16 protein-coding genes and 1 pseudogene are annotated in these 22,514 nt (G+C 42.5%); 4 read left to right on the top strand and 13 right to left on the bottom strand.

Annotation, left to right across the window (positions count from 1 at the left end; translation table 11 throughout):
* Positions 1 to 244: 244 nt before the first annotated feature.
* From IE130_RS00085 to IE130_RS00025, 13 genes are all read right to left on the bottom strand, one after another.
* Complete coding sequence (locus IE130_RS00085) at positions 245 to 2,062, bottom strand: GAF domain-containing hybrid sensor histidine kinase/response regulator (RefSeq protein ID WP_227676090.1); 1,818 nt, start codon at positions 2,060 to 2,062, stop codon at positions 245 to 247.
* Between the two features lie 21 nt (positions 2,063 to 2,083).
* The gene (locus IE130_RS00080) at positions 2,084 to 2,953 is read right to left on the bottom strand and encodes a tRNA threonylcarbamoyladenosine dehydratase (protein ID WP_189579891.1); all 870 of its coding nucleotides are present in this window, start codon (positions 2,951 to 2,953) and stop codon (positions 2,084 to 2,086) included.
* 87 nt (positions 2,954 to 3,040) lie between these two features.
* On the bottom strand, positions 3,041 to 4,066 hold the full coding sequence (locus IE130_RS00075) for a TatD family hydrolase (RefSeq protein ID WP_189579888.1): 1,026 nt from the start codon (positions 4,064 to 4,066) through the stop codon (positions 3,041 to 3,043).
* A gap of 725 nt (positions 4,067 to 4,791) precedes the next feature.
* Positions 4,792 to 7,038 carry a type II secretion system secretin GspD gene (gene gspD, locus IE130_RS00070; RefSeq protein ID WP_189579885.1) on the bottom strand — a complete coding sequence of 749 codons (2,247 nt, stop codon included), beginning with the start codon at positions 7,036 to 7,038 and terminating at the stop codon, positions 4,792 to 4,794.
* A 140-nt stretch (positions 7,039 to 7,178) separates the two neighbouring features.
* Positions 7,179 to 8,069 carry a type II secretion system protein N gene (locus IE130_RS00065; RefSeq protein ID WP_189579882.1) on the bottom strand — a complete coding sequence of 297 codons (891 nt, stop codon included), beginning with the start codon at positions 8,067 to 8,069 and terminating at the stop codon, positions 7,179 to 7,181.
* Positions 8,070 to 8,885, bottom strand: coding sequence for a type II secretion system protein N (gspN, locus tag IE130_RS00060; protein ID WP_189579879.1), 816 nt, complete (start codon positions 8,883 to 8,885; stop codon positions 8,070 to 8,072).
* A gap of 206 nt (positions 8,886 to 9,091) precedes the next feature.
* Positions 9,092 to 9,415 (bottom strand): H-NS histone family protein, encoded by a 324-nt coding sequence (locus tag IE130_RS00055; protein ID WP_189579877.1) that lies wholly within the window; start codon positions 9,413 to 9,415, stop codon positions 9,092 to 9,094.
* 696 nt (positions 9,416 to 10,111) lie between these two features.
* Positions 10,112 to 10,549, bottom strand: a complete 438-nt coding sequence (locus IE130_RS00050) for a BLUF domain-containing protein (protein WP_189579874.1) — start codon at positions 10,547 to 10,549, stop codon at positions 10,112 to 10,114.
* 52 nt (positions 10,550 to 10,601) lie between these two features.
* Entirely contained in the window at positions 10,602 to 11,120 is a 519-nt protein-coding gene (locus tag IE130_RS00045) for a BLUF domain-containing protein (RefSeq protein WP_010201341.1), read from the bottom strand.
* A gap of 75 nt (positions 11,121 to 11,195) precedes the next feature.
* Positions 11,196 to 11,879: a hypothetical protein gene (locus IE130_RS00040; protein ID WP_189579871.1), complete on the bottom strand. Its 684-nt coding sequence runs from the start codon at positions 11,877 to 11,879 to the stop codon at positions 11,196 to 11,198.
* 572 nt (positions 11,880 to 12,451) lie between these two features.
* Positions 12,452 to 13,075, bottom strand: a complete 624-nt coding sequence (ssb, locus tag IE130_RS00035; protein ID WP_189579868.1) for a single-stranded DNA-binding protein — start codon at positions 13,073 to 13,075, stop codon at positions 12,452 to 12,454.
* Between the two features lie 312 nt (positions 13,076 to 13,387).
* On the bottom strand, positions 13,388 to 13,990 hold the full coding sequence (locus IE130_RS00030) for a DUF3833 domain-containing protein (RefSeq protein ID WP_227676089.1): 603 nt from the start codon (positions 13,988 to 13,990) through the stop codon (positions 13,388 to 13,390).
* A 132-nt stretch (positions 13,991 to 14,122) separates the two neighbouring features.
* Positions 14,123 to 15,487 (bottom strand): MFS transporter, encoded by a 1,365-nt coding sequence (locus tag IE130_RS00025; RefSeq protein ID WP_189579865.1) that lies wholly within the window; start codon positions 15,485 to 15,487, stop codon positions 14,123 to 14,125.
* Between the two features lie 645 nt (positions 15,488 to 16,132).
* On the opposite strand from IE130_RS00025, the gene uvrA reads away from it, so the two are divergent.
* The 4 genes and pseudogenes from uvrA (at position 16,133) to IE130_RS00005 (ending at position 22,488) form a co-directional block, all read left to right on the top strand.
* Positions 16,133 to 19,039: an excinuclease ABC subunit UvrA gene (gene uvrA, locus IE130_RS00020; RefSeq protein WP_189579862.1), complete on the top strand. Its 2,907-nt coding sequence runs from the start codon at positions 16,133 to 16,135 to the stop codon at positions 19,037 to 19,039.
* Positions 19,040 to 19,414: 375 nt separating this feature from the next.
* Positions 19,415 to 20,839 carry a hypothetical protein gene (locus tag IE130_RS00015; RefSeq protein ID WP_189579859.1) on the top strand — a complete coding sequence of 475 codons (1,425 nt, stop codon included), beginning with the start codon at positions 19,415 to 19,417 and terminating at the stop codon, positions 20,837 to 20,839.
* A gap of 385 nt (positions 20,840 to 21,224) precedes the next feature.
* Positions 21,225 to 21,659: pseudogene (locus IE130_RS00010) on the top strand (ATP-binding cassette domain-containing protein); the annotation flags it as partial.
* A gap of 184 nt (positions 21,660 to 21,843) precedes the next feature.
* Positions 21,844 to 22,488, top strand: coding sequence for a hypothetical protein (locus tag IE130_RS00005; RefSeq protein WP_189579856.1), 645 nt, complete (start codon positions 21,844 to 21,846; stop codon positions 22,486 to 22,488).
* The last annotated feature ends 26 nt before the right edge of the window (positions 22,489 to 22,514 follow it).

The following is a 22,514-nucleotide window of genomic DNA, read 5'->3' as shown; positions in this document are numbered from 1 at the left end:
TTTTTTATTACTTGTCAGAAAGCCATCGAAAAAACATCATAAACAAGCACTAAAACGTTTTTAACAATCAGCACAATAAAGAATGCATTTGTGAGATTTAGTAGATCTATAGTCAAGGAATTTTAGAATCGCTACAAGGCGCCCAACCGCAAATAGTACACTGCGTACATCTAGGATGGGTAACACCGTAGCGGTTTAAAAGAGCTCTGACTATATCTTTGCAAATTAAGTCTGCCTTACTCTCTTAATCAGCTGACGATTGCTTATGCATCAGCCAATATTGTACCAAGGCGTTTAGCTGCTCTTGTTTAAAGGGCTTGGTGCAATAATCCTGCATGCCCACATTGAGATATTTTTCGCGCTCGCCATCCATTGCATTAGCAGTCAAAGCGATAATCGGTGGCAGTACTTGAGGATCATAAAGTTCGTGTAACTTAATAGTCGCCTGTACGCCATCCATAATCGGCATATGATGATCCATCAAAATGAGGTCATAACGCTCAGGGTACAACGCAAAAGTCTCAATCGCTTGCTGCCCATCGGTGACATGCGTAACCGTATGACCACTATTATTCAGGGCTTTTTTGGCTATCGTCGCGTTGACACTGTCATCTTCAACTAACAATATATGACCAGAACGCTCCTGAGTGGGCACTATCATAGTAAAGTCGTTTGAATCTTGCCAGCTCTCGTACTGCTCCTCACCGATAGTAGGTAGCGGTAATAATACCGTAAAAGTAGTCCCGACACCGACCACACTATCTACATTAATGCCCCCACCCATTAGATCCACCAGAGATTTACACACAGACAACCCAAGACCTGTACCACCATACAGACGATGGGTCGATTTATCAGCTTGATTGTAAGCATCAAATATCGCATCAACTGATTCAGGCTTGATACCGACGCCTGTATCGGTGACCTGAATATATAAGGTCATGTTTTCTTGGGTATTGCTCTCTTCAATGATACTGTCACCACTAATGGTCTCATCAGTCAAAACATCATCAGATTCATCATTTCTAGACTTGTCATTTTTAGACTTGTCATTGATATAGCAACAATTGGGCACGTGCTTAACATCGATACTCACTCGCCCACCTTCACGGGTGAATTTGATGGCATTATTGACAAGGTTGACCATGATTTGTTTGAGACGTACCGGATCTCCTTGCACATAAGGCGATAGTGATTCCATATAATGGTAGTCTAAAATCAAGCCGCGCTGTCGAGCTTTAATAGCAAAGAGACTGACCACTTCATTACATAAGGTGGACAAGTTCATCGGAATGGCATCAATGGTCATTTTGCCAGACTCAACTTTCGATAAATCCAAAATACCATTGATAATCGCTAGTAAATGCTCATTTGAGACTTTTATATTGTCCACATACTCTTGTTGTTCTTGGCTGAGCTTGGTCTCGCTAAGCATCTCTACCATGCCGATAATGCCATTCATCGGTGTCCGTATTTCATGGCTCATATTGGCCAAAAAGTCCGATTTCATCTCATTAGCATGCTTGGCGACACGTTGTTTATCTTGTAGTTGTAAAGCATCGGCAGCCATCATCGCGAACTGGGCCAATAATTTTTCTTGCTTAGCATCAAAGCCATAATAAGGCTCTGTATCCATCAGACAGAAAGAGCCTAGACGATACGTCTTATTGTCTTCATGCATGATAATAGGAGCACCCGCATAAAAGCGCAGATGGGTAGATTCTGTCACCAATGGGTTTTGATCAAAGCGACTGTCTTTTGACAAATCTGCGACCACAAATACCCCATCCGACAGCAAGGTATAGTTACAGATAGCCACTTCACGCGCCGTCGTACATATATCAACAAGCCCATGTACAGATTTTAGATACTGAGTCTCCTCATCCATAAAGGTAATAGTGACAACTGGCATGTCAAAAAACAACTTAGCAAGTTCAGTCAGACGAGAAAAAGCAGGCTCATCATTATGGTTGAGCACCTGATATTTTTTGAGCTTGCTAATACGATCTACTTCATCTGCGGCGACTGGGTAGCTGCGCTTAGGTGAGTTGGGTATCGTCAAGGTGGACTCCATTCATTAGAATCAGACGTTCGTCTGCTTTATCAACAATTGTAACGCTTCACTCACCATCAGCATTGCCACGACCGATGTCACTACTACTGCTGAACCATAACCGCCGCAATGTAAACCGCCCGTTTGACAGCTTTTATCGACGCGTGGTGGTTCTGTAGAATAGACGCATTTGATGCCGAATTTTTCTTTTAGAGCGCTATTAATGCCTTTTTCGTGACGTAATTTATTGCGAAGCTTGGCCAGTAGTGGATCTTGATAGCTATCGCGCAAGTCACTTACCGTAATTTTACTAGGGTCTATCTTACCACCCGCACCGCCTGCACAGACCAATTTTAATTTATTGAAACGACAATGTAGGGCGATAGCAAGTTTGGCCTGCATATCATCGACACAATCTAAAATGACAATAGGATGACCTTGAGCAATGGCAGCCTTTGCTTCTTCACGGCTAGGCAGGAGTGCGGCAACATTATCGACTGTCAGGAAATCATCAATTAAATTGATGGTGACCTTGGGGTTAATCTCACCAAGCCGTTGCCCCATCGCCGCAATTTTGCTTTGCCCAAAGGTACTGTCTAACGCTGGCAATTGCCGATTGACATTAGAAGCCACCAATACATCCAAATCAATCAGAGTAATAGTGCCAACTGCGGTACGAGCCAATGCCTCTGCTGCCCAAGAACCAACGCCCCCGACGCCAATCACATACACATGTGCTGCCGCAAAAGTATCAACGGCTGAGCGACCATAGAGGGTTTGCGTTCCTTGGAAACGCCGCTCATATTGCTCACTTGCGCTATCACTATCGTCATGAACGACAGAATGCTCAACGGTATTAGGCTCTACAAACGACGGGTCAAATAATTGTGCTTCACTCATAACAGATTAAACGCTCTTTTTAAAGGTGGTAACTCAAGTTGCTTTTATTTTATTCTCTATCACGTTACTTTTTACTGTTAGTAGCCGTTACCCTTTTGACGGTATAGGATAATGCCAGTCAGTACGTAGGGCATCGCAACTATTTTGCCATAGTTGCTCGGCAAGGCGATATGACGGTACATCGAGTAACTCACTCAGGCTCAGCAGCACCCATGGCAAATTGGCGGGAACGTTTATATTATGAGCGGAAGTATCATCCCTTCCATTGTCTGAATTTTGCCCAAGCGCTGACTGGCTATTGTTTGAATGCTGACACATAATGGGTGTCATATCCGGACAGTCAGTTTCAATCACCAAGCACTCAAAACCATAACTATCAACGGCTACTTGAATCGCGCGACGCAGTTTTTTAGCATTTGGATTGGTGACTTGTCCAGTAATTCCGAGCTTAAATCCTAGTTTTACAAAAGCCTTTGCCTCTTGCTCACCACCACTAAAACTATGCGCGACCCCGCCCAAATCATGCGCATTATAATCATGCGCTTTCAATATGGCTAACGCTTCAGCATGGGCTTTGCGGATATGCAGCATCACCGGTAGCTGATGGGTCACTGCCATATCCAATTGTGCCTTAAAAAAATACTCTTGCTTGGCCAGCATATCAGGCTGTTTCATCTCATCTGTAAAAGTATCTAAGCCAATCTCACCGATTGCTAATGGGCGCTCGTCAGCGAGCATCTTTGCCATATTATCCAAATGTGATTCTGTATGCTGCTTGATATAAAAAGGATGTAGACCCAGCGCAATATGAGCATCTAGAGACGAGTTATGCTGGTTGCCAGCCTTAATTATCGATGATTGCACTATAGCTGCTTGCGCTGTAATCGATTGAAAACCTTCATTAATTAGACGCTTAGTCTCATACAGACGATCGAAATGCTCATATAAATAACCCACCAACATAAGATGGCGCACCCCTTGCTCATAAGCGGCCTCGACTTGCACTGCTCTATCCGCATCAAAAATTGGCGCATCAAAATGCGTATGCGTATCAATCAATGGCAAAGCAGATGATGAATGCGGCGTGATATATAGTGAGTCAAGAGCAGTCATTAACAGGTTCCAAACTTAATCGTTGTTCGTAAAAATATTCATAATAGGCTAAATCACCATGAGAAAAGTCCACATTTAGCATCTAAATGATCGTGATGCGTTTTGTTTTTTCATCTCGCTTTGTGGGTGACTGTCTGATTGTCGACTGTTACCTGTTTGGCGGCTGCTACGACGCGGTATTAGTAATAAAGCCGTACCAACTGCGCTTAACATAAGCCATTTTTTTTTGCTAATACGATGCGCCATCACCTCCACCCCTTTACAGCTTGTTTGTCTTTTAGAGTGCACTAAAACGTTATTTTATCAATATTCGGTATATCTAAATTACTTAGTATACTGGGATATAGTAATGGCTGTGTTTATCTGTGTTATGAATACGCAAGCTTATGTACGGTGTCATATTTTTAGGGTCTGTTGAACATTCAAATGTGGTACTGGCAGTGGCTATTTTTTAGACAATACGCAGTGAAATTTTTGACGCCTAGTCATTCTAGGTTAGACAATTTCGCCATGTATTGGCAAAAAATAGTCCTGCCCTGAAAGGCTGATGCTAAAATCACCCCAAACGTTGTTATAAACCTAGCTAAGGTCTCGACATTATCGTCGGTTTACGCCTGATTTGATAAAAGGTTTGATGCGATTTTAGCGATCAGCAGTCCTAATATTTGAATGCTCAACAGACCCTAATAAAACCGCACGATACGATAGCTTGATTGAGCTTGCGTTTAACGCTTGAGAGGATAAGTCGTGATACCACTACTTGGACTATCTACTTTAGTAAAACCTTGTGACGTAGCTTTTGGTGTTTGATTGCGCCTCGGTACGAGCGGATTGAGTGGCATCAATTCGTAATCTGCATCGACATTGCCATCCCAGCCTTCTGTCCCACTTAAGGGCAACTGCTTAATCGTCCCGTTTTTGTCAATGACCAGCTGTAGGACACGCATTTGGTTGAACTTGCGTTCAGTCACACTCGCCACTGCACCGCCATCGCGTAGGATAGTCGGCTGTAGAAAGATGATTAAGTTGCTTTTTTGCGTGTTGTCATTGTCAGAACGAAACAATCGACCAATAAAGGGTACATTGCCCAAACCAGGCACTTTTTGTTGGCGCGTCGTGGTGTTATCGCGCATCAAACCGCCTAGAGCGATGGTCTGTTGATCGTCGGCTAGAATAGTCGTGTTGATGAGGCTCTTATTGGTAATCAAACCACTGGCATTACCCGTACTACCTGGCACGACTGACGATACTTCTTGCGATACCTCCAAGCGTACTGTGCCATTATCACCAATATGCGGAATGACATTGAGATTAATACCAATATCTTGGCGATCAATCGTTTGAAATGGATTGTTTGAATTGTTGCCACTGGTGGTAAAAGAGCCAGTCACAAAAGGCACGTTTTGACCAACCAAAATACTCGCCTTCTCATTGTCCAATGTCAAAATCGATGGCATAGACAGTAGATTGGCACTAGTGGAAGAATCCAGTGCTTGTAAGATGGCACCATAAAACTCAGTATTACCCTGACTGTCTTTTCGACTGTCTCCAATCCCTATCAAAGCACCAGCGATAGAGCTGGCAGCAGCGCTGATACCTGCCGTACCAGTACCTGCTAAGGCGGCAGCCGCAAGGGTTGTCGCACTAGCACCAACATTGTTAAAGTTTACTACCCCATAACCACTGTTGGCATTACCCAGCGCCCACTGCACACCCAGTTGGGTCGCATCATCGCCCGATACTTCGACAATAGCGGCTTGAATCAATACTTGTGCGCGGCGACTGTCTAATTGGCTGACCGCGTCTTCAATCTCAAACATCAGCTCGGGTGCGGCATTGACGATCACTGCATTTTGCGTTTCATCAGCGATGATGCTGAACGGCCGACCGCCCACCCCCGTACTTGTTCCACTTGCGCTGCTAGCAGGCACTACTGCTGTACTGCTATTACCAATGCTATCACTGGCTGCACCATTAATCGATGCACCTGTCGTACTTGCATTATTTAGCGAGGCGGCCTCTAATGTCGAGGTCGCGCCAGCGCTATTGATAGATTGATTGGCTAGCAAGCCACGTAGCATATCTGCAATATGACCAGCACTGGCATACTTCAATCTAAAAACCCGCAAACCACTCAGGCGTCTTGTAGGCGTGGTATCCAACTGATTGACCATTTCTTGGACTTTGGCAATCATTTCAGGGCTGCCTTTGACCAGCAGCCTATCACTGGACGTATCGGCAATGACTTTCAGCTGATTATTGCCCCCTTGTGCTTGCCCACTACCGGCACTCGCCACCAAAGCACTGATCAACTCCATCATTCGCTCTGCATCGACATGTCGAAGCGGTATCACTTGCAAACTGTCATTAACGTTGCTGTCCAAATCGCGGATGAGCGCGGTTAATTGATTCAAGCTATCAGCGCGATCTGACAATACCAACGCATTAACACCAGGCACAGCAGCAGCATGGGCAGACTGTGGCATGAGTGGTCGTATGACTCCCAACACCTCTGCCGCTTGAGTATTGGTTAAATAAATGACCCGAGTTGCCAGTGCTTCACCGACACTATCACCGCGCAAATCGACGGCCACACCAGACTGCTTGGCGACATTATCCGGCACCAGTTTAACTGTTGTACCTGAGTCAATCGCGGCAATACCATTGACTTGCATCACACTCAAAAACAGCTGATAAATCTCATCGCGAGACAAAGCTTTATTGGAGATGACCGTCACATTACCATTGATACGTGGATCAAGGACAAAGTTTTGATCGGTAATGGTCGCCACTTCATTAATAAAGGCTTTAATATCAGCATCTTGCAAGTTGACTTTCCAACTCTCGGCACTAACAAGACCTGTACTGGCCGCCCATAGCGGTACTGCTAGGCAAAGAGGACGGCATAGGCGCATCAAGCGCTGTAAGGTATGGTGCAAAGGCGTGACTGAAAATTTATGAGAACGTACCATATTGATAATTACCTACAGTGATGTCGCTTAGTATGTACTGAATATTGTCAGCTGGCGTGTTGCTACCATAGCCCCAACCAGATGGTCATTATTTACTTAAAACGGCCTAATAAGAAAGAGCTTACTAAAAAATTGCTTGCCTAAAATTGCTGGCGAATCGTAATCACTTGCTCGCCACGTTTGACTTCTATTTGTGCTTCGCCTGCTTGCTGTACTTGTTGCAGGATACCAGCATCTTGGCTAGGATTATTGCCCACACTTTGACCATTAACGGTCAAGACCTGATCACCCGGCTCTAGTCCTAGACGATTGCGTAGTTTTGAAGGCATCGCCGCCGTTACCTGATAGTTTTCGCCTGATGCCATGACACCCATCCTGCTCAGATAACTGGCTGGATTTTCTTTCAGTGACGTGATGGCCTCATCAATAGCAGATTGCGGGCTGCTCTCAGGAGTCGTCTCTGCTGTGGACTCAGTATTGTCTTGTGCTGGCATTGGGGCACTGGGCAATGCGTTGCTGTTTGGCAAACGCTGATTGCTGACGGCACCTGCTAGCATATCGCTTTGGTCGAGTGCCATCGCCTCTGCCATTCTAATGACCGTTTGCTGATCACGGGCATCGGCGATGATGACGGCATTCCAGTCGACAGCGATCAGAGTATAGTCACTGTCTTTTAGACTGTCACCGATGCGATAATTTTTGACCTCGCCATTGACGTCTAATAAGGCGGACGACATACTCTCTGGCACAGCTAGCAAAACCCCTTTTAAGCCAATATTAGGGGGTGGCTGTACCGCCGCGGCGACAGGATCAGGGTCAGCAAAAATGGCAAACAGACCACTGTAATCATCGCCAGATGTATTAGCGTTTTGTAGAGGAGCTAGCGGTAAAGCTGGTGCCAAAGGTGCCGCTAGCAACAACCACAATAGCCGTGCCGCCGTCCAGCACAGCCAAGCAATTGCTAATAGTAGCAGCCAACCAGCGCAGCGATTGAGAACATTGATGATGGGTTTTAAGGTAGCAGTAGACATCTAGCGCGTCCCCAAACCGGCTAGCAATGGCTGGCGCACACTGACAACGGGCGTATCTTGCGGGGCTTGTCCTTTGTATTCAGGCATATTTTCTAATAAACGCTGGGTCAAGCTAACATCTAGCATATTATCGCCATCGACATACAGATCCCCTAAGCGCTTATCTTGATTATTTAATAAATTAACGTGCAGCAGATTTTTATCATTTTTTTGTTCCGTACTAAGCTCGGCACGCATCGCTGGCATAGTGATATAAAAAACCTTACCACCACTCGGATAACCTACTTCACCGCCGACCCAAGTCAACTGACCCTCGGCTTCACTGAAACCAGAAGACTTTTTATTGGAGTCACTATCCGAACCGGTCTGCCGTTTTAACGATACCGCATTGACTTGAATCGGTGTGTTGGGCAGCTGCCAATCGACCACACTGGCCAATGTTTCCGGCGCAATCTTGCCGCTCATATCATCGATCTGCCATGCGCTGGTGCCCAGTTTTATTTGACCGTTTAATCTGGTCTGCTCTGTCGTGATATCGACTTCTGCACCCAACTTACCCAAAAATAATTGCCACGGCTGCCACGACCAATTCGCCGCACCTGTCAATGGCTTTGCTGACAAAGGCAGCTGCCAAATCGCTGAGCCTTGCCATAAGTTGCCCGACACGTGCTGCACATAAGGATTATTAGGTGCATATTTTTCAAGTAGCCACGACGCGGGCATTTGCAATAAGGCAAATAGCGCAAATAATATAAACCCAAATAGCCACCACAGCTTACGGGGACGCTTATGAGACGACGCAGAGACTTGGGCCACGGTTACACAACTCTTATATAAGGTAAAAACGTCATTATCATAACAAACAATAGCATACAGATGACAGAAAAAAAGCCAGTATCTTTTTACCAAAATATTGGCAATAAAGATACTGACTTCTGTCTACTAATGCACTTTTGACTCAATCGTTATGAAAGTCATAAGGACAAAGTAATGCCTAGCATTGCTACTCGAATCTTGACAGATTAAATAGCGAAATCTTCAATGTCACGACCTGCTGCTAGCGCATCAACCAACCATAGTGGCTTGCGACCGCGACCCGTCCATGTTTCTTCATTATTATCGGTGTTGCGATACTTGATGTTACGCTTTTTCTCTAACGTCTCACCAGCCTTTAAAATCTCTTCGATGGTGCTATTACTCTCTTCGGCAATTTTTTCAAACTGCATATAAGCATCATACAAACGCTGATGTTGCTTTTTGGCAATTAACTGTTGGGCGTTTTCAGTGATGGCACGTAGCTCATCGACGTTTAAACTGTCTAAATCAAGGGCAGTATTGTTGTTCATAATAAATCCAACTTTTATATAAGGGATATAAACCTAATAAATATAATACTATTTATTAAGCGCTAAAGAGTGCCAATTCACAAATAATAAGTAGTAATACGAAATTTAATAGTCAATTTCATTTATTGCTTATCAAAACGTTATTATTAGTGACGTTGATAAGCTATTACCAGTGGCATTAATAAGTAGGGACAATATAAACAAAAACAGTATTCATAACAATAGGGAATTAATGAACTTTGTAGTCAATATGCAACAATATCAATACAATAAAACCAATCATAAGTTTTATGTCAACACAGTCACCAAAATAATCATCGTAATAACTTTATAGTCATCGGACTATATCATACGAAATAGCCAATAATTAGCCTAATTTAATGCTATATCTTTTATCCACTTAAAAAACCTTTATTTGGACCAACTTAGGAATAAAGCCGGTAAATAATAATATTATAAAAAGCTGTAATTAAACAACATTAGTCAATCCACTCAATACAGGTAAGCGTATTAATGCTACAAACAATAAACCTTCAGATAGTCGCTTCTGTTCAAATCGAGGGCACGACTTAGGCATGCGAGAAAAATTTATATCAGCAAAACGCCATTTTTAATGTCCCTTTTTTATTTTGAACTGCTTAAGTGCCATATTACTTAAGTACCATACTGCTTATTATTCGATGTTAATTCAACAGACTAAGCCCGTTGTGCACTAAGCTCAGTCATCAAATCCAGAGCGGATTCGGCACTTAATAAATACGGATTGAAATCAACTGTCGTAGAGTATTTGAGATAAATCGCGGCGTTAGATTCGGTTGGAGAAGCATAGTTCATTGACCATTTTGCCCATTTTCTATGCTTGAGCTCACGTGTTTCAATCACCTGTAAATCGTGATGACGCTGATCGGCAATGAGAGCGTACAATAAACGATTAATCTGTGCTCTAGGTCCTTCGACCGTTTGTAAAAAATAGTCTTTATTAAAGGTCAACATACCCGTGATGCCATTTGCCGCATTATTGGCTTGGGCTTGCTGCAAAATCTCATTAAAGTCTTTCGCTGATACATCTGGGTTTGCACGGCTCACGTACGTCATACTCATTAAAATATGCGCATCTGAAGTTGATGATGTCATCTCTGGTCTCTTATGCAATGTGATAGGGTGTTGGCACCTTTATAAACGTCAATTAGCTGATAGCAAACCAAGACTTCTTCTTGGTAGAAGCCTCTTTTTCTTCTTGCTCTTGAAGTTCTGACAATGTATCAATCAGCATCATGATTTGGTTGGCGCTCATCAGATAAGGATTGAACTGAGTGCTTGTCGAAAATTTAAGCGCCAGTCCTTTATTCTCATCACTTGGGATAAGATATTTCATCGACCACTTATTCCAGTGGCGCTGCTCAATCTCGCGACATTCAATAATCTGTAGGGAAAAATGCCGCTCGTCTTTTACAAGCTTGCGTAATAGCTCATTAATGACAGGTCTCGCTCCTTCAATGCTTTGAAGAAAGTAATTGTGATTGAATACCAATGCACCTGTAATGCCATTATGCTCATTATTCTGTTGCGCTTGCGCTAGGATACGCGTGACCTCCCCATTAGGGTTGTCTTTGTTATAACGGCTAATATAGGTCAAACGTGTAATAATATGCTCGCCATGTAGCATATTTGACTGGTTCTTTTCTGACAGCTCAGCGACGTCCATAACGCACTCCGATAAATTATTTAAATTTTCTTGTAAGCAATAGCCAAATGCATCGCTACGATGAGTGAGTAAAATTTAGAGTTTGATTCTTTTGGAAAACTCACCCACACCCTGCGATAAACCACCACTGGTAGAGCGCTGGATCTTTTGTATGAGAGCCAATAATTGCGGGGCATCGGTACACTGCTCCAGATTTAGCAGGTAACCCCATACATCTTCAGATGGTGCATTTTTTTCGATATAAGTCGCCAATTCTGACTTTAATGTCTCAAAATTAACATCAGCGGCTTTGCGCTTAAAATAGCCAGTAAAGGAAGCTGCCTTTTTTGGCTTATCGTTAAAGGTAGCATCAAACTCAGCGGCACTATTGCTCTGCGATTGAATAGATTGAGACTGAAATGCTTTGCTGTCTTCATTAGCTGGCGTCGTGGGCTGTATTTCAGCCACTTGCTGCTCAGTGACAGTACGTGGTGCCGCTGGTTGCGAAGATACATACGATTGACTTGTAACGCTGGCATTATCATCTGCTATCAACTCAATACACTGAAACTCTTGTAACAACTCAATCAGAGGTGCTATCCCGCCAAACTCAGCGAACATCTTACTGTTATCAAGCGAATCAAGATACTGTTGATAAGTCTTTTTGCCATCAATCATGATTAACAATGTTCTCGCCTCTCGCGGCAACACACCTAGACTTTGCGTCTTAATTTCTTCTCGACCCAAGTCGCTTTTTCGAAATACATCGCTATTATTCATCTGATAAACCTAACGCTGATACTTAAGCAAACACGACCACAATACGGTGCTGCCTAAATAATTTTTGATACTTTGGGCTATAAATCCACCCTACCTTGAACTTTTATAAATTCTTTCAAAACTATTTTTTTTAAAAGATTTAAGGTGTAATTTTTGCTAAATCATTGGCGACTTTTTATTATATCAACACATTTAATGAAGCGTTAGTATTAGCGAAATCTAATAGAATGAACGGTTGATATAGGATATAAGTGGTCATTTGAATAAGCTCTAGCGAAAAAAAATAAAAACAACCATGAATAATTTCGTTTATAGATATGGTTGATATGATAAACAAGCAGATACATTGCTAACAGAAATGAGGAGTTTTTCTTATTCTATCGTATTTCAAATTCACTTTTTTATGCTGTATAACATTATCGAGAGCAATAAAGTAATTGTTAAATTATAAGTATTTTCTTCATTAACTATTTACGCTTACTTTATTTTCTCCATAAAAAAAGAGCCTATTCACATAGGCTCTATCTAACTTAATCAACATTCTTTATTTACGTATTCCTCTAAGGTATATCCTAGAATGGAATATCATCATCGACAGGACCATCTGGCATTGCTGTCGGCTTTGATTGTGCAGGCTTTTGAGCAGGTTGATTAAACTGATTCTGCTGAGCAGGTGCACCTTGATTATTGTTGAAGCTGTTTTGACCACCGCTAGATTGGTTATAACCACCTTGCTGAGCAGGCTGACTGTTTGCTTGCTGACCAAAATTATTCTGGTTACTTTGACCGCCTTGGTTGCCGTAGCCTTGATTTTGGCCACCTTGGTTATTATTACTGAAGCCGCCATTATCCTGACCACCCGTTGCGCCATCCAGCATTTGCATTTGCTCAGCGCGAATCTCAGTAATATAGCGGTCTTGACCATTGGGATCTTGATATTTTCGGGTACGCAAACTGCCTTCGATATAGACCTTACTGCCTTTACGCAGATACTGCGCAGCGATTTCGCCTAGACGATTAAAGAGTGAAATACGATGCCATTCGGTGGCTTCTTTCTTTTCACCGCTTTGCTTGTCTGTCCACTGCTCTGACGTCGCAACCGAGATATTGGTCACGCTACCGCCGTTACTAAATTGACGTGCCTCAGGGTCTGCTCCAAGGTTACCGATGATGATAACTTTATTAACTCCGCGCATAGTTCCGTCCTCTTACTTATGAATAATTTAATTACGAGCTTTAATCGAGTCTTTAATATAAACCATTAATTCTATCAGTAATATGGCTTTACTTTAACTATTTTCTTTTAAAATATCTAGTCACTGTATACAGCAAACGACATGCTACGTCGTGCAGTGTTGAGGCTTTGTCTTTATCACTATTAAAAATCAGCTTCCCTCTGTGCAATACTATCCATTATTTTGAAGTATCAACATCTTAGCGAGGATTATAAATAGAAAGGACTCCTTAGAGCCCTGAAAAACACCATAGAATATCAGTAACGCCAACGATTATTTATTATTACGATGCATACTGAGAGTGACACTACCCAGCTCTACGCCAAACTTTTTCATGACTGAACGATTGAGCATGACATCGTCATTAATAAGATACATCCAATCATCAAAATTCACTTTGTAAGTCTTGTCCTCAACGGGCAACTCTAATACGTAATTCCAATGCAAGGTATTGCCAACCACTTCCCCTGTCGCCTCGCCAATGACGTCACCTGCCGTACCTTTCCAACTACCATCCATTTGCTTGGTCAGTCGCCATATACGCTGCGATTTTGTGCCATCTGCCCAGTCAAACTTCTCATCCAATACAATGACATTATCGCCTTCGTGAGTGGCATCAATATCGACGTAAAAGCGTTTTTTGACCTCGCCATTGCGACCTTGAAACATGCCCCAGCCATCAATCTGACCGGAGAAAAATTCATGCATATCAAGCGTTGGTGTGGTGTTTTGATAAGCCTGAATATTTTGGGTGGCGCAGCCAGAGGTCAAAAGCGTGGCTGATAGCCCAAAACCCATCGCCAGCTTGACCATTGCTCGGGGAGCAACATCTTTACCAAAAAAAGCACCATTCAACGGCATTTTAAACTGACTCATATTAATTCCTTTTAAACAGAGATGAATTTTTAGTTTTCACTTATTAGGGTCTGTCTACGCGGTTATTGTTTACTCAGTTTTGCCCATTTAGGCTTATTTCTATAACCTTTAGATTGTTGCATAGTTAATCTATTAAAGATCTAATGGACTTTGCGCCAAGCTCGATAGCTGCTGCCGTGAATCCTCTGTCAATTGGGTCTTATCCAGCTTTAAATAAGCCACTTGTTCTTTTGCCATGACCACCAGTTCATCAACGCCGTCTACTGCTAGCACTTGCCGCGACCAATCTTGTATGTTGATGTTTTTGGGAATCGTAACGGTCGTACTTGATAAATACGGTGGATCAGAAATCGGGATAATAAGTAGCAACGAAATGCCCATAATGATAGCCAATATCCCCCACGCCAGCAGATTAGGCTGACTCAATAACAAGCCACCCATTGCCCCGCCCACAAACGCACCAAAGAACTGACTGGAAGAATTCAGCCCCATAGCCGTGGCTTTATTGGCAACTGGTGCGCGTTTGGATATCCACGAAGGAATCGTTGCTTCAAGCAGGTTAAAGCCCATAAAGTACAACAGCAACCCTAAAATAATACCGACGCCGACCTGACTACCCAATGCTAGCACTGCTAAGGCGACGGTCATCAAGGCAATCGCACCCAAGAATACTTGACGCATTTTGCGTTTCTTTTCGGCAATGATAATGAATGGTATCGCGACGGCAAAGCCAATAAATAGCAATGGCAAATAGACTAAACCCTGCTGACGTACGGATAGACCCATTACGTCATTGAGCTGATGCGGCAATATGACAAATATCGCCGTCATGGTCAGATGAAGGGCAAAGATACCGATATGCAAGCGGTTTAAATCGCCGATTTTTAGTACCGTCGCTAACTGCTGACCAATCGATTTATTATCTAAGTTATGCTTGAGCACTCGTAGCGGCGTCGGTACGAAAAAAAGCAGCAGCATCGCTAGAATAGCAAACCCTGAGGTCAACCAAAATAACCCAGAAATACCAAGCGAACCGACCAATAGCGGACCGAAAGCAAATGCCAACATGATAGAAGTCGCAATGGTTAAGCCCATCGTTGCCATCGCTTTGGTGCGCATCTCTTCGCGCGTTACATCAGCGAGTAGCGCCATCAATACCGCAGAGACCGCGCCACTACCTGCCAGCGCCCGACCGATAATAACTTCATAAATATCCGTGGCATTGGCAGCGATGATACCGCCGAGAGCAAATAGCACCAGACCCAAAAAGATAATCGGCTTACGTGGAAACTTATCAGCAGCAAGACTCATCGGTATCTGAAAGATTGCTTGCCCTAGCCCATAAATACCGACCGCTAAGCCAATTAGAAACGGTGTCGCATGCGCATAATTGTCGCCATACACAGAAAATACGGGCACAATCATAAACAAACCAATCATCCGCAAGGCAAATATACCACCGACCCCGAGAATTGCCCGTTTTTCTACGCTATTCATACTTGCCTCACTGGTTCGTCATTGCTGATTTGTCACTACTGCGCTGCTTATACTATTGTGACTCTATCAAGGCTTTAGCTATAAATTAAGCCCACTAGTATAAGACATTCGCCATCAGGTTGCCGAGACTTTTGTCTTTTTACGCTTCCTTTGACCATTCCTGCACTTACCTGTAGGAGTGACACCATAATTTTGTTACCAAGTGCATCTGATGGGTCACCATACCTTGAATAATCCCTCCATCATGACAATAAAGCAAGGCAGCGCAGACATTGTTGCCTAAACAGCACTTATGACGCATGTCCTTATAAAAAGGCATATCCTAAAGTGACACAGCTTGAACTGATACAGCTTGGATAAATTTATAACAAACCCTCCCTATTAGTTAACACTGATTTGATTTAGATTTGCTTATTAAAGTCAAAACAAAGCACAAAATAAAAACAGTTATTCATATTGTTCGATACAACGCTTAACTTTTATCAAACGATATGCATTTGAGAACTATCCACGCTTTTGTTTAACCCATAAACTCACCTTAAATTACCCATAGTCATTAGTTACTCATATTAGTTACTCATATTATTATTGAACGACGACCATCTTTTTTAAATACCATTTTAGCAAATAGGAAACCTATCACCGATGGCACATGACCATATCGCAATACGCGGCGCACGTACTCATAATTTAAAAAATGTCGACTTAGACATTCCACGAGATAAATTCGTGGTCATTACTGGCTTATCAGGTTCTGGTAAATCTTCATTGGCATTCGATACCTTGTATGCCGAAGGGCAACGTCGTTATGTCGAGAGCTTGTCGGCGTATGCGCGTCAGTTCCTCTCGCAAATGGAGAAGCCTGACGTCGATAGTATCGAGGGTCTATCCCCTGCGATTGCTATCGAGCAAAAATCAACCAACCATAACCCGCGCTCTACGGTAGGGACGATTACCGAAATTTATGACTATCTGCGCCTGCTTTATGCACGTATTGGTACGCCGTTTTGTCCTGAGCATGGCGAGCCAATGGTCGCGCAGTCGGTGACTGAGATGGTTGATCAAGTCATGGCACTACCAGATGACACCAAAATCATGATTTTGGCACCCGTCATTCGTGAGCGTAAAGGTGAGCATACGGTCTTGCTTGAGCAGCTGATTGGTCAAGGCTTTGTCCGTGTGCGCGTCGATGGTGATGTATATGACACTGATGAGCTACCAACGCTAGACAAAAAGAAAAAACACACCATCGAAGTGGTGGTCGACCGCTTTAAAGTCCGTGATGATTTGGGCAACCGCGTCGCTGAAAGTTTGGAGACTGCTCTACGCTTAGGTCAAGGTTTGGTGACGCTACACTTTATGGATGGCAATCCAAAAGAAGGCGGCGATGAAAACCAAGTGATGTCAGCCAAGCATTCTTGCCCTGTTTGTGATCGTGCCGTCTCTGAGCTTGAGCCGCGCATGTTCAGTTTTAACAATCCATATGGCGCTTGCCCAAGCTGTGATGGTCTCGGCAAACGTCAGTATTTCTCTGCTGAGAAACTGATTACCCATCATGAAAAATCGCTCAATCAAGGCGCAATTAATGGCTGGGATAAGCGTCATGCCTATTACTTTGGTTTGCTTTCAACCGTTTGCAATCATTTCAAAATTGACATGGATGCACCGTGGCAAGATTTACCAAAAGAACAGCAAGACCTTATTATGAATGGCTCTGGTAAAGAGAAGCTGACCTTTAACTTTACCGATGAGCGCGGTCGCAAGACCAATAAGACCGTACCATTTGAAGGTGTACTGCCTTATCTGGAGCGTCGTTATGCTAAAACGCAAAGCAATCTCGTCCGTGACGAGCTAGCCAAATATTTGGCTGATACCACTTGTAACGTCTGTGATGGTGCGCGTCTCAATGAAATTTCACGCAATGTCCGTGTCGATGAGCACACCATTGCTGAAATCGTCAAAATGTCTATCGGTGATGCGGCTGACTATTATAAAACACTAAAAATTGGTGGTCATAAAGGTGAAGTCGCGGAAAAAATCTTTAAAGAGATTAATGAGCGTCTAAACTTCCTCGTCAGTGTCGGACTTGATTATCTATCCCTTGCCCGCTCTGCTGAAACGCTATCGGGCGGTGAAGCACAACGTATTCGTCTTGCTAGCCAAATTGGCGCGGGTCTGATGGGCGTGATGTATGTGCTTGATGAGCCATCAATCGGTCTACATCAGCGTGATAACGATCGTCTATTAAAAACCTTAACGCGCTTGCGTGATTTGGGCAACACGGTATTGGTCGTTGAGCACGATGAAGACGCCATTCGCCAAGCGGATCACGTTATCGATATAGGTGTCGGTGCAGGCGTACATGGCGGTCATATCATCGCTCAAGGTACGGTCGATGACATCATGGCCAATAAAGAATCGCTGACTGGACAATATATGTCTGGTAAGAAAAGAATCGAGATTCCAGCGATTCGTCATAAAGCCAAAACGATAGAGGTTGAGGAAAAAGGTAAAGCCAAACCGAAAAAAGTACCGATGACCATTGAGCTAAAAGGTGCGTCTGGTAATAACTTACACGATGTTGATTTATCTTTACCAATCGGTATCATGACCTGTATCACGGGTGTTTCAGGTTCTGGTAAATCGACCTTGATTAACCGTACTTTAATGCCACTTGCCGCGACTCAGTTAAACAATGCTTCAACGCTCATCGCGGATAAGCATGACAGCATCAGCGGACTTGAGCATTTGGATAAAATGGTCGATATCGATCAAAGCCCGATTGGTCGTACGCCGCGCTCAAATCCAGCGACGTATACTGGTGTCTTTACCCCAGTACGTGAGATGTTTGCACAAACCCAAGAAGCACGCGCCCGTGGCTATAAAGCGGGTCGCTTTAGCTTCAACGTAAAAGGCGGACGCTGTGAGATGTGTCAAGGCGATGGTCTCATCAAGGTTGAAATGCATTTCTTACCTGATATGTATGTGCCATGTGACACTTGTGAAGGCAAGCGCTATAACCGCGAGACTTTAGAGATTCACTATAAAGGCAAAACCATCGCTGACGTGCTTGATATGACGGTCGAAGATGCCACTGAGTTCTTCTCAGCCATTCCAGCGATTTATCGTCGCCTGCAAGCATTGATGGATGTTGGTCTAAGCTATATTCGCTTGGGTCAGTCTGCACCGACGCTATCAGGTGGTGAAGCGCAGCGTGTTAAGTTAGCGCGTGAGCTTGCCAAACGTGATACGGGACAGACGCTCTATATCTTGGATGAGCCAACCACTGGTTTGCATTTCCATGATATCGATAAGCTGCTCAATATCCTGCATGCGCTACGAGATAAAGGTAATACCATCGTCGTCATCGAGCATAACTTGGATGTCATCAAAACGGCGGATTGGGTGATTGATCTTGGCCCTGAAGGTGGTAAAGGTGGCGGACTGATCATTGCGGAAGGCACGCCTGAGGAAGTGGCAGAAGTCAAAGAGTCATACACGGGTATATTCTTAAAGCCAATGCTAGAGCAAGGTATGAAAGAAGTGAGCTAGCTAATAGTTAGATAGTAATTGAAAGGCTATTCTTTAGGGGGTGGCCTTTTTTGTTGGGTTTTAGGTTTATTAGACTAAACTTACTATTTGATTGTATCCACGTCACTGGTATGCGAGCTAATTTTTTTAGTGACTCTCTTTTATTTGAACGATTTAAAGATATATAAAGCGGAGCACTACCAGTGTCTTCTTTCAAAGTCTTTAATTCATCCTTAACAGTACAAAACAAGACGAATATGAATTGATACACTTTTTCATACAATTCCTAAAAAGGTGGTTAGTGATTAAGTACTATGATAATATTTACATATGTTTACTTTTTAGACATAATGTTTACATTATATTACGCGAAAACTCACTTTAGGCATTTAAATAATGAATTCGAAAAAACGTTTATCACTAGCTATTAGTGCTATTTCATGCACACTATTATTGACTGCATGTGGAGGTGATGACTCTTCATCAACGCCTACTCAGACTACTACACAGAATCCAGCACCAGATTCACAACCAACACCTAATCCACAACCAACACCTAATCCAAAACCAACGCCTGATCCAAAACCAACGCCTGATCCAAAACCAACGCCTGATCCAAAACCAACACCTAATCCAGAACCAACACCTAATCCAGAACCAACGCCTGATCCAAAACCAACGCCTGATCCAAAACCAACACCTGATCCAAAACCAACACCTGATCCAAAACCAACACCTGATCCGACCCCAGCTTTTAAACTACCGCTTTCTGTAAATATTCCCGATCTTGTAGAATCAAATTCTAATAAGCTTCCGTTTAAACATACGAATTCAGGAGCGGTTTCCCTTACTAACGGTATTTATCTTCCAAGACTTGTTAATTTACTTGGTGATGAAGTAAATTGCCCTAGTTCTAGTGATACAGCTTGTCCAAGCTTTATTCGTGTGTGGATAGACTCAAATAACAAGATCCATCAAGACGCTTGGGTGTATTTACCTGTCGATAAAAAGTGGAGCTCTTTGAGTATAAATCCTAGACAACGAATATTTGGTTTTATGGGTTATGGTGATCTTTACTCAGATGGTAGTGTCTTAAGTACTAAAAGATTCGATTCAGAAAATTCTATTTGGACATCTACTCCTGATGGATTTACTGCTAAATACTTAAATAATACGACTTACAAATTCAGTGTTTCTGACAAAAGCTTGAGTAATACTATGATCGATCCCAAGCGTCCTAATGCGGGAACTTATAGCAGCTCTGTTAAAAGCTTTAGAATTGATTCAGGAATCTCAGAGGGCGAATATTACTATTTTGATGATGCCAAAGTTTATTCGTCACAAGCAGCATCTACATCAAATGATGATTCATCTTATCAAAACATCGAAGCCTATCGCGCTGCTCATTCAACGACAGAAAAGGTTGTTTGCGCATTTAAAGCAGAGTCAGGCTTCGGTAGAACGGGACTTGTATTTAATAATACTCAGCTGGGAGCAACCTTATATTCATTAGACTCTAACTGTGCCAAAGATATTGATACTACTGGACCAAGTAAAGCAGTCACAGAATATTTAACTGTGATTAATGGTAAGAGAATTTTATTGTTCCCAGCATTATCTTTTGATAGTGTGACGGATAAATCTTACAATACAGCGATTACTTTAAACGACAATGGTGTACCAGCTCATGGTCGTAGATATGGAGTAGGTTATGCTAATGAAACTCAATCTGGATATATTAACCAGAAAGGGTTTGATGAATGGTTAAAAACGGTAGCAAACAAGACATCAGCACTTGTGTACCCTTCTACAAGCAATTAAATCTATTCAGTAAGCTAACTTATAATCAAGAGCTTCATTATTCTTAATGAAGCTCTTACTTTTTCTACAAGTTCTACCAGCCAACTCTTAACGTCGACTTTGAACGCAGATCAACTTATGTACTAATTATTTATCTTAAGAATGCATACTTACGACGACATTGACACTTATTATGCTTGGGTCTTCAAAAATAGCTAAATCTTGAGTAAGCTTCATAGTTGTAGTACAAAAATAGCATAGTCATCCTCTATAGCCTCGGTTACTTCATATGTTTGTTCTAAGCTAGGAGGTCTACTAGCACTCATTACACATATTATATCTTTGATGTCAGTCATATTAATTCCAACTTTATTTAACCCTTCCAAATAATTACTCTTGAAACTATCTTTGTTATCGTCGCCTGCAAGCACTCATGGATGTTGGTCTAAGCTATATTCGCTTGGGTCAGTCTGCACCAACGCTATCTGGCGGTGAAGCGCAGCGTGTCAAACTGGCGCGTGAGCTTGCCAAACGCGATACGGGACAGACGCTTTATATCTTGGATGAGCCAACTACTGGCTTGCATTTCCATGATATCGATAAGCTGCTCAATATCCTGCATGCCCTACGTGATAAAGGTAATACCATCGTGGTCATCGAGCATAACTTGGATGTCATCAAAACGGTGGATTGGGTGATTGATCTTGGCCCTGAAGGTGGTAAAGGTGGCGGACCGATCATCGCGGAAGGCACGCCAGAGCAAGTGGCGGAAGTTAAAGAATCGTACACGGGTATATTCTTGAAGCCGATGCTTGAACAAGCGATGAAAGAAGTAAGCTGATACAAACTGGCTAATCGTTGATAAAAGGCTACTCTTTAGGGGGTGGTCTTTTTTTGGTTAGGGTATATCATCTATTTCAATTTTTCACTCAAGTCTTAACCAGCATGGCTCAAGTACCATATGTAAGGCACATGTGTACAAAAATATTCTATACTAAAGCTTAGTACAGGAGAGAGAGAAAGTAATGATAGACCTTCAAAATATGATATTACCGTTACTAACAGCATTAATAGGTTTTCTCGGTAAATCTTGGGTTGATGAGCATAATCGAAAAAAGGATAACTTTAATCAAATATCAAACAATGGGTATCAAAAATTATTTGAGAGGAAAATAGACACTTATAACGAACTCGCCTCTATTGGTTTCCAATCTTCTAAATTTGATACAGCATATTCAGGAGCTGTTGAAAGTGCTGACATTAATGAGAATACTAAGAAGACATTGATTCATAAGCATTATATAAAAATATACGAAAGTTATTTGAAATTTGAGAAAACTATACAGAATGACTTCTTGATATTAAGTCCTGAATTAGGAAGCGCTTATTTAGATTGGCAGTCATTTATATATCATGAATCTAAAGAGCTATTGCAGGGTAGCTATCAGATTCACGCTTGTGGAATAGATGATGCTTTTGAATTACTAAAAAGAGAATATAGAATAACAGAGCGAGAGTCTGACTTTCATTCCAAAATCAGCGAGACTGATAAACATAGCTATGAATTGAAGGCATTGATAATTGGAGAGTTAATCGAATTAAACAGTGATAGATTCAACTGTCTAATAGCACTTAGAGACCATCCCAGATTCTGTGTAACTGCCATTTAGATTAAATGCTTACTAATACGATCATC

Origin of the sequence: Psychrobacter glaciei (assembly GCF_014652895.1) — a bacterium.
Lineage (GTDB): Bacteria > Pseudomonadota > Gammaproteobacteria > Pseudomonadales > Moraxellaceae > Psychrobacter > Psychrobacter glaciei.
The sequence above is the reverse complement of the archived record's forward strand: the minus strand, read 5'-3'. Positions and strand labels throughout refer to the sequence as shown.

Bases quoted from the DNA above. Each gene is read 5' to 3' on its own strand.
- IE130_RS00025 (WP_189579865.1), bottom strand. From the start codon at position 15,487: ATGAATAGCGTAGAAAAACGGGCAATTCTCGGGGTCGGTGGTATATTT.
- IE130_RS00040 (WP_189579871.1), bottom strand. From the start codon at position 11,879: ATGAATAATAGCGATGTATTTCGAAAAAGCGACTTGGGTCGAGAAGAA.
- ssb (WP_189579868.1), bottom strand. From the start codon at position 13,075: ATGCGCGGAGTTAATAAAGTTATCATCATCGGTAACCTTGGAGCAGAC.
- gspD (WP_189579885.1), bottom strand. From the start codon at position 7,038: ATGGTACGTTCTCATAAATTTTCAGTCACGCCTTTGCACCATACCTTA.
- IE130_RS00050 (WP_189579874.1), bottom strand. From the start codon at position 10,549: ATGACATCATCAACTTCAGATGCGCATATTTTAATGAGTATGACGTAC.
- IE130_RS00015 (WP_189579859.1), top strand. From the start codon at position 19,415: ATGAATTCGAAAAAACGTTTATCACTAGCTATTAGTGCTATTTCATGC.
- IE130_RS00075 (WP_189579888.1), bottom strand. From the start codon at position 4,066: ATGACTGCTCTTGACTCACTATATATCACGCCGCATTCATCATCTGCT.
- IE130_RS00045 (WP_010201341.1), bottom strand. From the start codon at position 11,120: ATGGACGTCGCTGAGCTGTCAGAAAAGAACCAGTCAAATATGCTACAT.
- IE130_RS00005 (WP_189579856.1), top strand. From the start codon at position 21,844: ATGATAGACCTTCAAAATATGATATTACCGTTACTAACAGCATTAATA.
- IE130_RS00065 (WP_189579882.1), bottom strand. From the start codon at position 8,069: ATGTCTACTGCTACCTTAAAACCCATCATCAATGTTCTCAATCGCTGC.
- IE130_RS00055 (WP_189579877.1), bottom strand. From the start codon at position 9,415: ATGAACAACAATACTGCCCTTGATTTAGACAGTTTAAACGTCGATGAG.
- uvrA (WP_189579862.1), top strand. From the start codon at position 16,133: ATGGCACATGACCATATCGCAATACGCGGCGCACGTACTCATAATTTA.
- IE130_RS00030 (WP_227676089.1), bottom strand. From the start codon at position 13,990: ATGAGTCAGTTTAAAATGCCGTTGAATGGTGCTTTTTTTGGTAAAGAT.
- IE130_RS00080 (WP_189579891.1), bottom strand. From the start codon at position 2,953: ATGAGTGAAGCACAATTATTTGACCCGTCGTTTGTAGAGCCTAATACC.